Origin of the sequence: Silicimonas algicola (genome assembly GCF_003970735.1) — a bacterium.
GTDB classification, from domain to species: Bacteria; Pseudomonadota; Alphaproteobacteria; order Rhodobacterales; family Rhodobacteraceae; genus Silicimonas; species Silicimonas algicola.
Genome location: NZ_CP034588.1, coordinates 4,057,012 through 4,071,124, shown reverse-complemented (window position 1 = coordinate 4,071,124; position 14,113 = coordinate 4,057,012). Strand labels below are relative to the sequence as shown.

Here is a 14,113-nt window from a genome sequence, read left to right as displayed (position 1 = left end):
GGGTCCGACCAATGGCACGTGAACGTCGCGTCAAGAAGAAGGTCTCCAAGAACATCGCCACCGGCGTTGCTCATGTGAACTCTTCGTTCAACAACACCAAGATCCTGATCTCGGACGTGCAGGGCAACGCGATTGCCTGGTCGTCCGCCGGGACGATGGGCTTCAAGGGCTCGCGCAAGTCGACCCCCTATGCCGCGCAGATGGCCGCCGAAGACGCCGGCCGCAAGGCGCAGGAACACGGGGTCCGCACGATCGAGGTCGAGGTTCAGGGTCCCGGGTCGGGTCGCGAATCCGCCCTCCGCGCCCTGGCGGCCGTGGGATTCAACATCACGTCGATCCGCGACGTGACGCCGATCGCCCACAACGGCTGCCGTCCGCCAAAGCGCCGCCGCGTCTGACGACGCCGAATTTCCCGGTCGGGCCGTGCAGACGCATGGCCCGTCCTTGCTGTTTTGAACCTCGGGAGCGTCCGGCAAGGACATGGGCCGGAAGCAGGAATTGAGGAGACACACATGATCCACAAGAACTGGCAAGAATTGATTAAGCCGACCCAGCTGGACGTCAAGCCGGGCAACGACCCTGCGCGTCAGGCGACGGTCATCGCCGAACCGCTCGAGCGGGGCTTCGGCCTGACGCTCGGCAACGCGCTGCGGCGCGTGCTGATGTCGTCGCTCCAGGGCGCGGCCATCACAAGCGTCCAGATCGACAACGTCCTGCACGAGTTCTCGTCCGTCGCGGGCGTCCGCGAAGACGTGACCGACATCGTCCTCAACCTGAAGGGCGTGGCAATCCGCATGGATGTCGAGGGTCCGAAGCGCCTGTCGATCTCGGTCAAGGGCCCGCAGGTCGTGACCGGCGGCGACATCTCGGAATCGGCCGGCATCGAGATCCTGAACAAGGATCACGTCATATGTCACCTCGACGAGGGCGCCGACCTCTTCATCGAACTGACGGTCGACACCGGCAAGGGCTACGTCGCCGCCGACAAGAACCGTCCCGAGGATGCACCGATCGGCCTGATCCCGGTCGACGCGATCTATTCGCCGGTCCGCAGGGTCAGCTACGAAGTGCAGCCGACCCGCGAGGGCCAGGTGCTGGACTACGACAAGCTGACGCTGAAGCTCGAAACCGACGGCTCGATCACGCCGGATGACGCCGTGGCTCTTGCGGCGCGCATCCTCCAGGATCAGCTTTCGATCTTCGTCAACTTCGACGAGCCCGAAGCGGCCCGCGCGATGGATGACGAGGACGGGCTGGAGTTCAATCCGCTCCTTCTCAAGAAGGTGGACGAGCTCGAGCTTTCGGTGCGTTCGGCGAACTGCCTGAAGAACGACAACATCGTCTACATCGGCGACCTCATCCAGAAGACCGAGGCCGAGATGCTGCGGACGCCGAACTTCGGTCGGAAGTCGCTCAACGAGATCAAGGAAGTGCTCTCCGGCATGGGTCTCCACCTCGGCATGGACGTCGAGGAGTGGCCGCCGGAGAACATCGAGGACCTGGCCAAGAAGTTCGAGGACCAGTTCTAAGCTACAAGGTATCGCGTCGGTCGCCGCACCGACGCGATACCGACGCAATACCGACGTCATACAGACGTGGGTTTTCGGGCATTCCGCCCCAAGGAGAGTCGGCGCCACGCACGTCGGCCGGACAAAGCAAAACCGCCACCGGAGTACGACACATGCGTCACGCCCGCGGCTATCGCCGCCTGAACCGCACCCACGAGCACCGCAAGGCGCTTTTCGCCAACATGGCCGGCTCGCTGATCGAGCACGAGCAGATCAAGACGACCCTGCCCAAGGCCAAGGAACTCAAGCGGATCATGGACAAGATGATCACGCTCGGGAAGAAGGGCGACCTTCACGCCCGCCGCCTGGCCGCCGCGCGTCTCAAGCAGGATGCCCATGTTTCCAAGCTGTTCGACGTCCTCGGCCCCCGCTATGCCGAGCGCAACGGCGGCTACACCCGCGTCCTGAAGGCCGGCTTCCGCTACGGCGACATGGCCCCCATGGCGATCATCGAACTGGTCGACCGCGATCTCGACGCCAAGGGCCTCGCCGACCGCGAACGCCTGGCGGCCGAAGACGTCGCCGAGGATTGATCCGCAGCTGACTTTGGACTCGGAAAAGTCGCCCCAAGGGGCGGCTTTTTGTTTTGGACCAGAGACTTATACGGGCGCCACCCGCATTCGCCAGACATGCCCGATCGACGTCAGCAACTGCGTCTCAGGTTCATCAGGCTGCGCTTCGCGTTGGCTGCTGAAGCTGAGAAATCGGACCAGGACCTCCCGTTCCCCATCCATCAGGCCAGCGAAAAGAGTTTTCTCCAGATCGGTCAGGCGAAGCATTGTGTACCTCAGGGCGAGCCACCCGCTGAGATACAATTTCAGGTTGACTGGCTGCTTGCCAACCTGTCTAAAAGGACACGTCGTCCCGGCCTCGCTTGAGCGGTCCGGACTGACCTATCCATCGTGCGGCGTTCAGCCCAGCGGCAGGCAACCATGTGGCGTGACAACGAAGTCTTCGAAACCCTGACGCGGACGGGCCGGACCGGACGCGCCACTCCCGACCAGAAGTCTCTGGCAAGCAATTTCGACGCCCTCGCCTCAATCGCGCCCGCCGGCTTTTCTGCCGGGCTCCACATCCGCTTCGCCGCTCCCCTGATCTATGTCCGGACCTACGACGACGCCTGGACGAAGCTCTACGACGAGAACGCCTATGCCCTGCGCGATCCCCTTGTTTTCTGGGGTCTTGGGGGCAAAGGCCACACGCGCTGGAGTGCCATCAGGCTTCCAGACCCGTTCAACATTCTTGGGCAGGCCCGCAAACACGGGCTGACCTATGGGGCTGTGGTGTCCTGTGGTCCGATCAGCTCGCGCAGCATCGTCGGGCTTGCCCACGGCACGCGAGAGTTCACGGACCCGGAGATTGCCGAGGCGGTGAGGATCGTTCACCAACTGCACCTCGCGGCCGAGCCTCCTACCGAATTGACGCAGGCCCAGATCGAGGCCTTGCGTCTGCTGGCTGATGGGGACCGACATGCTGCCGCAGCGGCGAAACTGGGAATATCCGAAAGCGCCTTCAAGGCGCGGCTTCAGTCCGCCCGCGTCCGTCTCGGCGCCCGGACCACGGCACAGGCACTGCGCAAGGCCAGGGAATACCAGCTTATCTAGAACGTCAGATACGCCTCCTCGTCCCGACAGGTTATCCACCCAGTCAGGAGGCTGTAACCATGCAAGTGACGACCCTTTCCTTCGAGAACATGCACCATCACGGCGAGTTGTTCGCCAACATGCTGCGCGCACGACACCGGACCTTCATCGACCGGAACAACTGGGATCTTCCTCATGCCGACGGCATGGAGTTCGACCAGTACGACACCCCCTTCAGCCGTTGGGTCGCGGTCCACGAGTTCGGCGAGGTGCTGGCGGGCGTGCGCCTGACCCCCACGACGGCGCGATGCGGGATCTATTCCTACATGATCCGCGACGCCCAACTCGGGCTTCTGGACAGCATCCCGCATGACCTTCTCTACCGCGAGGCGCCCGTCGCGCCTCACATCTGGGAGTCGAGCAGGGTCTTCGTGGCCGACACCGTGCCTTCCAGGATGCGGTTGCGCGTCCAGTGCTCGCTCATCGACGAGATGGTGCGCTCGGCCCGAAACCTGGGGGCGACGTCGCTGATCGGCATCGTTCCGGAACACAGCCCCAGGCTCGCGCGTCGCACTGGCATCAACTGCGTCGCGGCAGGCCCGGTGATCGAGACGGGCGACGACGAACGCAGCGTCTGCATCGACATCGCGCTGGCGTCCAAGCTGCACTGAGGGCTCTTCCAGTCGGCGCGGCGGGGGCGTAGCCTTCGCCGCGCATGGCCGACCTCTTCGATCAGTCCGACGACGCGATCCCCGGCAAGGGTGCCCCGCGCCCCTTGGCTGACCGCCTGCGCCCCCGCGCGCTGTCCGAGGTCATCGGCCAAGACCACATCCTGGGACCCGAAGCCCCGATGGGCGCGATGCTCAGGGCCGGAAACCTGGGGTCGCTGATCCTCTGGGGTCCGCCAGGCGTCGGAAAGACGACCATCGCGCGGCTCCTCGCGGACGCGACCGACCTGCATTTCGTCCAGATCAGTGCCATTTTCACAGGCGTCGCCGACCTGAAGAAGGTCTTCGAAGCCGCCAAGCTTCGTCGCCGAACGGGGCAGGGGACGCTTCTCTTCGTCGACGAGATTCACCGCTTCAACAAGGCGCAGCAGGACGGCTTCCTACCCCACATGGAGGACGGCACGATCCTCCTCGTGGGTGCCACCACTGAGAACCCGTCGTTCGAACTGAACGCGGCGCTTCTGTCCCGCGCGCAGGTCATGGTGCTGAACCGCCTGACGCTCGCTCACCTCGAAAAGCTGGCGCAGCGGGCCGAGCAGGAGATGGGGCGCGCCCTTCCGTTCGACGGACCTGCCCGCGAGGCGCTCCTCGAGATGGCAGATGGCGACGGGCGTGCGCTTCTGAACCTGATCGAACAGGTGTCGGGCTGGACGGTCGACGGCAAGCTCGACGCTCAGGCACTGTCGAAACGCCTGATGCGCCGCGCGACTCAATACGACAAGTCGGGCGACGCGCACTACAACCTGATTTCGGCTCTGCACAAGTCGGTTCGGGGGTCGGATCCCGATGCGGCACTCTACTGGTTCGCCCGGATGCTCGCAGGCGGCGAGGACCCGCGGTACCTCGCGCGGCGTGTGACGCGGATGGCGGTCGAGGACATCGGACTGGCCGATCCGCAGGCTCACACCGTGTGCCTCGATGCCTGGAACACCTACGAACGCCTCGGCTCGCCCGAAGGCGAACTGGCTCTTGCGCAAGCGGTGACCTACCTCGCCCTCGCGCCTAAGTCGAACGCGGGCTACGTCGCCTTCAAGGCCGCCATGGCGGCCGCGCGGCAGACCGGATCCGAGCCGCCGCCAAAGCACATCCTGAACGCTCCGACCAAGATGATGAAGGACCAAGGCTACGGCGAAGGCTATGCCTACGACCACGATGCCGACGACGGTTTTTCGGGTCAGAACTACTTCCCCGAGTCCATGAAGCGCGGCGTCTACTACCAGCCGGTGGAACGCGGTTTCGAACGCGAATTAAAGCGGCGGCTCGACTATTTCGTGAAGCTCAGGACGAAGCGGCAGAGTTGACATCTCACCCCCTTGGCGACAGACGAGGCCGATGGTTGGAAACCTGATGATGGTAGCCCTTGGCGGCGCGCTTGGCGCCTCGGCCCGCTATCTGGCGGGCATCGGGATCCTGCGGCTTGTCGGGCACACCGCCCTGCCGCTTGGCATCCTCGCCGTCAATATCGTGGGCTCCTTTCTGATGGGCGTCTTCATCACGCTTGCGGCGCACCGCGGCCTCACGCATCTGTCGCCGCTGGTGGCGACGGGATTCCTGGGCGGCTTTACGACGTTTTCGTCGTTTTCCCTTGAAACAGTGACGTTATGGGAGAGGGGCGAGGCTGGTCTCGCCGCTCTCTACGTCGCCCTCTCGGTCGGTGTCTCGGTTGCGGCACTGGCCGGAGGCATCCTTGCAGCGCGGTGGGTTACGGCATGAGCGGCGTCCAGACTCTGACAATCGGCAAGGACGAGGGCGGGCAGCGGCTCGACCGCTGGTTCCGCAGGCACTTTCCGCAGGTGTCGCAGGGCCGGATCGAGAAGTTGTGCCGGAAGGGCGAGATCAGGCTCGACGGCGGCCGAACGAAACCGGCGACGCGAATCGAGGCGGGACAGTCCGTCCGCGTCCCACCGCTGCCGGACGAGGCGGCGCCCGTGCCCACGGCTGCGCCCCGCCTAGCTGACGTTGATGCGCTCATGATCCGGGACGCGGTGTTCTGGAAGGACGACCACATCATCGCGCTGAACAAGCCGCCCGGTCTGCCCTCGCAGGGCGGATCGAAGCAGACCCGTCATGTCGACGGGCTGGCCGAGGCGCTGACCTTCGGTCTGGCGGACAAACCGCGTCTGGTCCACCGGCTGGACAAGGACACCTCGGGCGTTCTGATCCTTGCCCGGACCCGCGCTGTGGCGGACGGGCTGACGAAGGCCTTCCGCGCCCGCGACACCAGAAAGATCTACTGGGCCGCCGTCGCGGGCGTGCCAGACCCGCGCATGGGCACCATTCGCTTCGGACTTGTCAAAGCGCCCGGCCATGGCGCGAGGGGCGAGAACGAGAAGATGCGCGTCGTCCATCCGAACGAGGTCGAAGCGACCGAGGGCGCCAAGCACGCGACGACCGACTATGCCGTCCTGTCCAACCTGGGCACACGAGCGTCCTGGGTGGCGCTTGTCCCTGTGACGGGGCGTACGCACCAGCTTCGCGCCCACATGGCCGAGATCGGTCATCCCGTCGTGGGCGACGGCAAGTACGGCGGCTCGGGGCAGGAGAACAAGGGCGACGGCTGGGGGGCGCAACTGGGTGGCGAGATCAGTCGCAAGCTGCACCTCCACGCGCGAAGCCTGTCCTTCACGCATCCCGTCACGGGCAAGCGCGTCACCGTCACCGCGCCTCTTCCCGAGCATATGGCGCGGACGTGGGAAATGCTGGACTGGCACGAGGCTGACGTGCCGGCCGATCCGTTCGACGAGGATCAGGCATGAATCAGTGGAGCATGAAGCGATTCTGGCAATCCGCGGCGATCGAGGAAACGGGCGAGGAGTTTGCCATACGCCTCGACGGCCGCCCCGTAAGGACGCCCGCGAAACGCGTACTGGCCGTGCCGACACGCACCATCGCCGAAAAGATCGCGGCCGAGTGGGAAGCGCAGGACAAGACCGTGGATCCGCGCACCATGCCGTGGACTCGGTCGGCCAATGCCGCGCTCGACAAGGTCGCGCCTCAGCGCAAGGCGGTGGAGGACTACATTGCCGCCTATGCAGAAACCGATCTTCTGTGTTACCGCGCCGAAGGTCCTGCGAGCCTCATCGCGCGGCAGGAGGCGGCCTGGGATCCCATCCTGGACTGGATGTCGCAGCGCTACGGCGTTCGTCTGTCGGTCACCCGCGGGGTCATGCCCGTCGAGCAGGACCCTGACGCCACGGGCCGGCTTGCGAAGGCAATGGCGCCTCTCACGGACTTCCAGTTGACTGCGTTTCACGATCTCGTGACGCTCCCCGGCTCGTTCGTCCTTGGCCTCGCGGCGATCGAGGAGGCGGCTCCGCCGCTTGATCTTTGGGGGGCCTCGCATGTGGATGAGGACTGGCAGATCGGCGAATGGGGAGACGACGAGGAAGCCGCCGAGGCCGCCGCTTTTCGCCAGAAAGCCTACCTCCATGCTTCGGACTTTTATCGGGCTGCCTCCTGAAACGGCTAAGGTCGTCTCAACTGCCCGCTTCTCGGCAATCTCTCCAAAACGCTTTGAACAACGGGTTTATAGGCTCTCAGGCTTGACCTGAGGGGCGGAATGCGCCCAAATTCCGGGCGTTGGGCGGTCATGCCGCCGAATGAACCAATAAACACCGGCGTCTGCTGTTGACGAGGCCGGGACACACCGCCAGCGATGGTGGAAACTCAGGAAGAGGTAAACATGAAACAATCCGTATTCTTTGGCGCGCTGACTGGCGCCGTCCTCGTCGGCGGCATTGCGGGCGCGGCGACGCTTGACGACGTGAAGGCGCGCGGCAAGCTGAATTGCGGCGTGACGACTGGTCTGGTGGGCTTTGCGGCCCCGGACGCGAATGGCAATTGGGAAGGCTTCGACGTCGCGGTGTGCCGCGCTGTGGCGGCAGCTGTCCTCGGCGATCCCAACGCGGTCGAATTCGTTCCTACAACCGGAAAGACGCGCTTTACCGCGCTCGCCTCGGGCGAGATCGACATGCTGGCTCGGAACACGACCTGGACCTTCTCGCGCGACACCGACCTCAAATTCGATTTCGTCGGGATCAACTACTATGACGGCCAGGGCTTCATCGTGCCGAAGGCGCTTGGCGTCACCTCGGCCAAGGACCTCGACGGCGCGACCGTCTGCATCCAGACGGGCACCACGACGGAACTGAACCTCGCGGACTACTTCCGCGCGAACAACATCAGCTACGAGCCGGTTCCGATCGAAACCAACGCCGAAGGCCAGCAGCAGTACCTTGCGGGAGCCTGCGACGCCTACACCACCGACGCCTCGGGCCTTGCCGCAACGCGCGCCACGTTCGAGACGCCGTCCGACCACGTCATTCTGCCCGAAATCATCTCGAAAGAGCCCCTGGGCCCGCTCGTCCGCCATGGCGACAACGACTGGGGCGACATCGTCATGTGGACGCTGAACGCCCTGATCGCCGCCGAAGAATACGGTGTGACGTCGGCGAACGTCGAGGAACTGTCGGCCGCTGCAGGGGACAACCCCGAAGTGAACCGCCTTCTCGGGACCGAGGACAACCTCGGCGCCATGATCGGTCTCGACGCCACCTGGGCGAAGGACGCCATAGCCGCCGGTGGCAACTACGGCGAGATCTTCGAGAAGAACATCGGTGAAAGCACTCCGATCGGTCTGGCGCGTGGATTGAACGCGCAGTGGACCGAGGGCGGCCTCCTCTACGCGCCGCCGTTCAGGTAAGAGCGATATCCGGGGCGCGGTACATCCGCGCCCCGGCTGCATTCAGGTGCCGGAAGGTGCCGTGCGACCAAGAACGACCCGGCCAGCGGCGCCACCACGGCGCCGTCCAAAAAACAGGACCGGGATACAGGGATACGCTTTATGACGACACTCTCGGATCCAACACAGGAGTCGTTCCGGCTATCCATGCTGTTGAACGACACGCGTTACCGGTCCATCACATTCCAGGCAATCGCCCTGATCCTTTTGGTCGCGGCGATCTGGTATCTGATGTCCAACCTCTTCGCCAACCTCGAGGAACAGGGGCTCAACATCTCCTATTCCTTCCTCGGTTCAACGGCGGGGTATGACATCAACCAGACGCTGATCCCCTATTCCAGTCAGTCCACCAATCTGCGCGCAGCCTTCGTCGGAGTGCTGAACACGCTGCTTGTTGCGGTTCTCGCCTGCGTCATGGCCACGATATTCGGCGTCATCGCAGGGGTCCTTCGGCTGTCGAACAACTGGTTGGTCCGCAAGTTGATGGCGGTCTATGTCGAAATATTCCGGAACATCCCGGTGCTGATCTGGATCCTGATCATCTATTTCATCATGACCGCAGCGATGCCCGCCCCTAGCGCCTTCCGGGGCGATGAACCTGCGGCATCGATGATCCTGGGGTCCTTCGCCTTTACCAATCGCGGCGTCTACATCCCGTCTCCGGTCTTGGAACCGGGTTGGATGATCGTCGTGGCGACGTTCGTGGCGTCGATCATCGGTATTGTCGCCTATCGCCGTTACTCGACCAAGCTGCTGTACGACACCGGCCGCCTGCTGCCGCGGTTCTGGCCCTCGGTCGCGATCTTCTTCATCCCGACGCTGCTGGTGTTTTTCCTTATGGGTCGGCCCATCTCGCTGGACTATCCAGCGCTGGCGGGGTTCAACTTCCGGGGCGGCCTCCAGATCGGCGCGCCGCTGATCGCGCTCTGGTTCGCCTTGTCGATCTACACCGGAGCCTTCATCGCCGAGAACGTGCGCGCGGGTATTCAGGCCGTGTCCAGGGGCCAAAGCGAGGCGGCGGCGGCTCTGGGGCTGCGCCCCGGTCGGATCATGAACCTCGTGGTTCTGCCGCAGGCGCTGCGCGTCATCATCCCGCCGCTCATCTCGCAATATCTCAACATCACCAAGAATTCGTCGCTGGCGATCCTGGTGGGCTATGCCGACATCACCGCGACACTCGGCGGCATCACGTTGAACCAGACGGGACGCGCGATCGAATGCGTCCTGCTCCTGATGCTGTTCTACCTGACGATCTCGCTGATCATCTCGCTGATCCTGAACGTCTACAACAGTGCCGTCAGACTGAGGGAGCGCTGAGCCATGTCGGACACGCACGCCGAATCCGTCGCCTTCGTCCGCGAAACGGCGATCCCGCCCGCGCTGCCGCCCGCCACGGTTTCCGGGCCGGTCAAGTGGATGCGCGATAATCTGTTTCCCACCTGGGCAAACGGATTGCTGACCGTCGCAGCGCTCTACATCATCTACCTGATCCTTTCGTCCAGTTTGCCCTGGCTGCTGGGCGGGATATGGAACGCCGAAAGCCTCGCGCAGTGCCGCGAGATACTGCAGGGCAATTCGGCCGCCTGCTTCGCGGTGCTGTCCGAGCGTTGGAACCAACTGCTCTTCGGGTTCAAGTACCCGCCCGAACTGTACTGGCGCCCCACGCTTGCCTTCGTCCTGTTGTTCATCGCTGCAGCGCCGGTTTTGTTTTTCGACCTGCCGCGAAAGCTTCTGATCTTCACCGGCATCTATCCCTTCCTCGCCTACTGGCTGATCTGGGGCGGCACCATCCTGACGCCGCTGATCGCGCTGCTGGGCGTGGTCGTGGGCTACCTGGTCTTCAATCGCTTCGTGAAAGGCAGCTTCGCAGCCGGAATGTTCGGGGGTGTCGCCGCCGCGCTCGTGGTCTGGATCCTGGGTGGGATGGTGTTTTCGGGCGCGGATCTATTTTCGCTTCGTTCTGTCTCCTCACGCGACCTCGGCGGCTTCATGCTGAACATGATGCTTGGCATCACCTGCGTATCCCTGTCTGTTCCCATCGGCATTGCACTTGCGCTGGGGCGGCAGTCGGACCTGCCTATCGTCAAATACATCTGCGTCGTCTTCATCGAGTTCATTCGAGGCGTGCCGCTGATCACGCTGCTGTTCGTGGCCAGCGTGATGCTGTCCTACTTCTTCCCGCCCGAGCGCACGGTGGACCTGTTTCTACGGGTGGTCATCATGATCACCATGTTCTCCTCGGCCTACATTGCCGAGGTTATCCGGGGGGGACTCGCGGCTCTGCCGAAGGGACAATACGAGGCGGCGGATTCACTGGGGCTGGATTATCCGCAGGCGATGCGGCTGATCATCCTGCCGCAGGCGCTCAAGATATCGATCCCCGGCATCGTCAACATCGCCGTGGGCCTGTTCAAGGACACGACGCTGGTCTCGGTCATCACGCTCTTCGACATCGTGGGCATGATCCGTGGCCCGATCTTGGCCTCGACCGACTGGAACGGCGTCTACTGGGAACTCTTCATGTTCGCCTCGGTGCTGTTCTTCATCGTCTGCTACAGCATTTCGCAATATTCGCAGTGGCTGGAACGCCGCCTCGCGACAGATCATCGTTAAGGGAGGGCGCTCGGATGACCGAAGCCGTAGAGATGAAGGTATCCGACGAAATCGCGATCAGCATCCAGAACATGAACAAGTGGTACGGGACGTTCCACGTCCTGCGCGACATTGATCTGACGGTCTACCGCGGCGAACGCATTGTCATCTGCGGGCCGTCAGGGTCGGGAAAGTCCACGCTGATCCGCTGCATCAACGCGCTGGAGGAGCACCAGAAAGGCAGGATCGAGGTGGACGGGACGATGCTGTCCTCGGACATCAAGAACATCGACAAGATCCGCCGCGAGGTCGGGATGGTGTTCCAGCACTTCAACCTCTTCCCGCACCTGACCATCCTGGAAAACTGCACGCTGGCGCCGATATGGGTCCGCAAGATCCCCAAGAAGACGGCCGAAGAAACGGCGATGCATTTCCTGAAAAAGGTGAAGATCCCTGAGCAGGCCGACAAGTATCCCGGTCAGCTCTCGGGGGGTCAGCAACAGCGCGTGGCGATCGCGCGCAGCCTGTGCATGCGCCCGCGGATCATGCTGTTCGATGAACCCACATCGGCGCTTGACCCCGAAATGATCAAGGAAGTGCTCGATACAATGATCGAGTTGGCCGAAGAGGGAATGACCATGCTCTGCGTTACGCACGAGATGGGCTTTGCCCGCCAGGTGGCGAACCGCGTGATCTTCATGGACGAAGGCCAGATCGTCGAGCAGAACGAGCCCGAGGAGTTCTTCAAGAATCCCAAATCGCCGCGGACCAAGCTGTTCCTCAGCCAGATCCTCGGTCACTGACCATCATGCACCCGGTCCTGAAGGCCCGGCGAGGATCGGCGGTCAGTTCACGTCGCGCGGCACCATGAAGTCGCGCACGCTACCGCTGTGCCAGCCCACGTCGCTCCAGGTCTCGGCGTCGAAGTCGAGAACGGTCGTAGCGCCGGTCGGATAGTCATCGAACCGGGCGTGCTGAGGGGGTGTCCTCGCAAGAAGGCTGGCACACTCTCCGATACCCGGGTTGTGCGCCAGAACAAGCACGCTCGATTGCCGTTTCTGCCGGAGAAGTCGAAGCATCGCGTCGGGGCCGGCGAGATAAAGCGACTTGAGGACTTTGGCCTGCACGGTTGGGAACGCTTCTGCGACAAGGTCCCAAGTCTCGACCGTCCGGCGAGCAGCCGAGACCAGCGCGATCTCGGGTATGTGTCCTTTGTCTGCAAGCCAACGCCCCACCAAAGGCGCAGCCCTTCGCCCGCGGTCATTCAGCCTGCGGTCGAAGTCGTCTTGTCCCGGCTCGCTCCAGTCGGACTTCGCATGGCGCATCAGGATCAGCCTCAGGGTCATGGGTGGAAAGCCCTCATGTGAAACGCCGATTGCGCCTCCGACCGCAAGTAACCGGCACCGGCAGGGCACGCGCGACGGACAACGCATCCTCGATTCATGCAGTCCGCGCCGGGCGCTGTGTTCAGATAGGCGTGACACCGCCCGAGGTCATAGCCGTCAGCGGTCAGTGCGTCCGCCGGACAGGCGGTTCGGCAGGGTTGCGCACACGTTGGGCAGGGTGAGCTCGTGGCAGCCTCCAGTGGTGGAAGGCCGGGCAGCAAGACAGCTCCCCGGTAGGACAGCCAAAGCCCGGTCACCTGGTGAACGAGCAGCGTCACGGGCGAGGCATGAGCGCCGGAACGCAGCGCCCAGTCTATGAAAGGCCGGGCGGGGTCGCCGAAGGGAAACAGGGCCGAGCCCCCAACCTTTTCGGACAGCGTTTCGACAACCCGCCGTGACCAGCGATCCATCGGGTCGGGCCTGCTGTCGCGATACTCGTTGCTCTTGGTGAAGTGCGCCCAGAATCCCGGTTCGGACGGTCCGAGAAGGCAAAGCGTTCCAATACCAAGCCCATCGTCCGGACGAGTAGCGCAGGCGCCCAGAAGCGTCAGATTGTCCTCGCCGGCCAGCGACTCGAGGTCCGCCAGGGAAACCCCGACGTCCGGTGTCACGCCCGCGACCGGGGCCGGTGAGGCGGCAAGTCCGCCCGTCGGATAAGCGACCCGGCGCCGTGCTCGGTGAACAGCTCGAGAAGGCAGGCATTTGGCACCCTGCCGTCCAGGATCACCACGGCGCGAACTCCGTCCTCGACCGCCTTCAGCGCAGTCTCGGTCTTCGGGATCATGCCGCCTGCGATGGTGCCGTCCTCGATCATGGCGCGGACGTCTTCGGGGGTCATCTGGGTCACGATTTCGCCGGACGCGTTCTTCACGCCCTCGACGTCGGTCAGCAGCAACAGGCGATCCGCCTTCAGCGCCGCCGCGATGGCGCCAGCTGCGGTGTCGCCGTTGACGTTGAAGGTCTCAAGCGCACTCATGCCCGTGGCGACAGGAGCCACGACTGGGATGATCCCCGCCTTGAAGAGGTCGCGCAGCACCTGCACGTTCATTTCGACGGGGCGGCCGACGAACCCCAGTTCAGGATCGTCCGCCTCGCAGACCATCAGGTCATCGTCCTTGCCGGACAGCCCGACGGCGCGGCCGCCCTCGTCCATGATGGCCTGAACGATGCGCTTGTTGACGAGGCCGGTCAGCACCATTTCGACGACCTCGACGGTCGCCTGATCGGTCACTCGCTTGCCGCGGACGAACTTCGACTCGATTCCGAGCCGCGCCAGAAGGTCGTTGATCATCGGTCCACCACCATGGACGACGACAGGGTTCAGGCCCATCTGGCGCATCAACACGATGTCGCGCGCAAAACTTGCCATCGCCTCGGCGTCGCCCATGGCGTTGCCGCCGAACTTAACCACCACGATCGCATCGTCGTAGCGCTGGATGTAAGGCAGGGCCTCGTTCAGGGTTCGGGCTGTGGCGATCCAGTCGCGGCTCATGTCTCTGGGTCTCATCGTGTCACC

Annotated in this window: 16 protein-coding genes; 13 read left to right on the top strand and 3 right to left on the bottom strand. The window is 63.7% G+C overall.

Going from position 1 to position 14,113, the window contains the following annotated elements:
- The first annotated feature begins 11 nt into the window (after positions 1–11).
- From rpsK to rplQ, 3 genes are all read left to right on the top strand, one after another.
- A complete protein-coding gene (gene rpsK, locus EF888_RS20150; protein ID WP_109760351.1) occupies positions 12–398 on the top strand; it encodes a 30S ribosomal protein S11 in 387 nt (128 codons plus the stop codon).
- Between the two features lie 114 nt (positions 399–512).
- Positions 513–1,529 (top strand): DNA-directed RNA polymerase subunit alpha, encoded by a 1,017-nt coding sequence (locus EF888_RS20145; protein WP_109760352.1) that lies wholly within the window; start codon positions 513–515, stop codon positions 1,527–1,529.
- A gap of 152 nt (positions 1,530–1,681) precedes the next feature.
- Positions 1,682–2,101 (top strand): 50S ribosomal protein L17, encoded by a 420-nt coding sequence (gene rplQ, locus EF888_RS20140; protein ID WP_109760353.1) that lies wholly within the window; start codon positions 1,682–1,684, stop codon positions 2,099–2,101.
- A gap of 66 nt (positions 2,102–2,167) precedes the next feature.
- Here rplQ and EF888_RS20135 read toward each other — a convergent pair whose 3' ends face one another.
- Positions 2,168–2,347, bottom strand: coding sequence for a hypothetical protein (locus EF888_RS20135; RefSeq protein WP_126918620.1), 180 nt, complete (start codon positions 2,345–2,347; stop codon positions 2,168–2,170).
- Between the two features lie 153 nt (positions 2,348–2,500).
- Here EF888_RS20135 and EF888_RS20130 point away from each other — a divergent pair, with 153 nt between their 5' ends.
- The 10 genes from EF888_RS20130 (at position 2,501) to EF888_RS20085 (ending at position 12,015) form a co-directional block, all read left to right on the top strand.
- Entirely contained in the window at positions 2,501–3,172 is a 672-nt protein-coding gene (locus EF888_RS20130; protein WP_109760355.1) for a helix-turn-helix transcriptional regulator, read from the top strand.
- Between the two features lie 59 nt (positions 3,173–3,231).
- Positions 3,232–3,822: an acyl-homoserine-lactone synthase gene (locus tag EF888_RS20125; protein WP_109760356.1), complete on the top strand. Its 591-nt coding sequence runs from the start codon at positions 3,232–3,234 to the stop codon at positions 3,820–3,822.
- Positions 3,823–3,866: 44 nt separating this feature from the next.
- Entirely contained in the window at positions 3,867–5,180 is a 1,314-nt protein-coding gene (locus EF888_RS20120; protein ID WP_109760357.1) for a replication-associated recombination protein A, read from the top strand.
- A gap of 46 nt (positions 5,181–5,226) precedes the next feature.
- Positions 5,227–5,592, top strand: coding sequence for a fluoride efflux transporter CrcB (crcB, locus tag EF888_RS20115; protein WP_420902648.1), 366 nt, complete (start codon positions 5,227–5,229; stop codon positions 5,590–5,592).
- The gene (locus EF888_RS20110) at positions 5,589–6,635 is read left to right on the top strand and encodes an RluA family pseudouridine synthase (RefSeq protein ID WP_109760359.1); all 1,047 of its coding nucleotides are present in this window, start codon (positions 5,589–5,591) and stop codon (positions 6,633–6,635) included. The genes crcB and EF888_RS20110 overlap by 4 nt, the downstream gene beginning before the upstream one ends.
- Before the next feature lie 11 nt (positions 6,636–6,646).
- Positions 6,647–7,339: an ATP12 family chaperone protein gene (locus tag EF888_RS20105; RefSeq protein ID WP_241239749.1), complete on the top strand. Its 693-nt coding sequence runs from the start codon at positions 6,647–6,649 to the stop codon at positions 7,337–7,339.
- A gap of 222 nt (positions 7,340–7,561) precedes the next feature.
- Positions 7,562–8,581 (top strand): amino acid ABC transporter substrate-binding protein, encoded by a 1,020-nt coding sequence (locus EF888_RS20100; protein WP_109760497.1) that lies wholly within the window; start codon positions 7,562–7,564, stop codon positions 8,579–8,581.
- 141 nt (positions 8,582–8,722) lie between these two features.
- Complete coding sequence (locus EF888_RS20095; protein WP_109760361.1) at positions 8,723–9,937, top strand: amino acid ABC transporter permease; 1,215 nt, start codon at positions 8,723–8,725, stop codon at positions 9,935–9,937.
- 3 nt (positions 9,938–9,940) lie between these two features.
- Positions 9,941–11,233: an amino acid ABC transporter permease gene (locus EF888_RS20090; RefSeq protein ID WP_109760362.1), complete on the top strand. Its 1,293-nt coding sequence runs from the start codon at positions 9,941–9,943 to the stop codon at positions 11,231–11,233.
- A gap of 14 nt (positions 11,234–11,247) precedes the next feature.
- On the top strand, positions 11,248–12,015 hold the full coding sequence (locus EF888_RS20085) for an amino acid ABC transporter ATP-binding protein (RefSeq protein WP_109760363.1): 768 nt from the start codon (positions 11,248–11,250) through the stop codon (positions 12,013–12,015).
- Between the two features lie 42 nt (positions 12,016–12,057).
- On the opposite strand, the gene EF888_RS20080 is transcribed toward EF888_RS20085, so the two are convergent.
- Both EF888_RS20080 and argB read right to left on the bottom strand, forming a co-directional pair.
- On the bottom strand, positions 12,058–12,558 hold the full coding sequence (locus EF888_RS20080; RefSeq protein WP_109760364.1) for a SixA phosphatase family protein: 501 nt from the start codon (positions 12,556–12,558) through the stop codon (positions 12,058–12,060).
- Positions 12,559–13,204: 646 nt separating this feature from the next.
- Entirely contained in the window at positions 13,205–14,104 is a 900-nt protein-coding gene (gene argB / locus EF888_RS20070; protein WP_109760365.1) for an acetylglutamate kinase, read from the bottom strand.
- Positions 14,105–14,113: the final 9 nt, after the last annotated feature.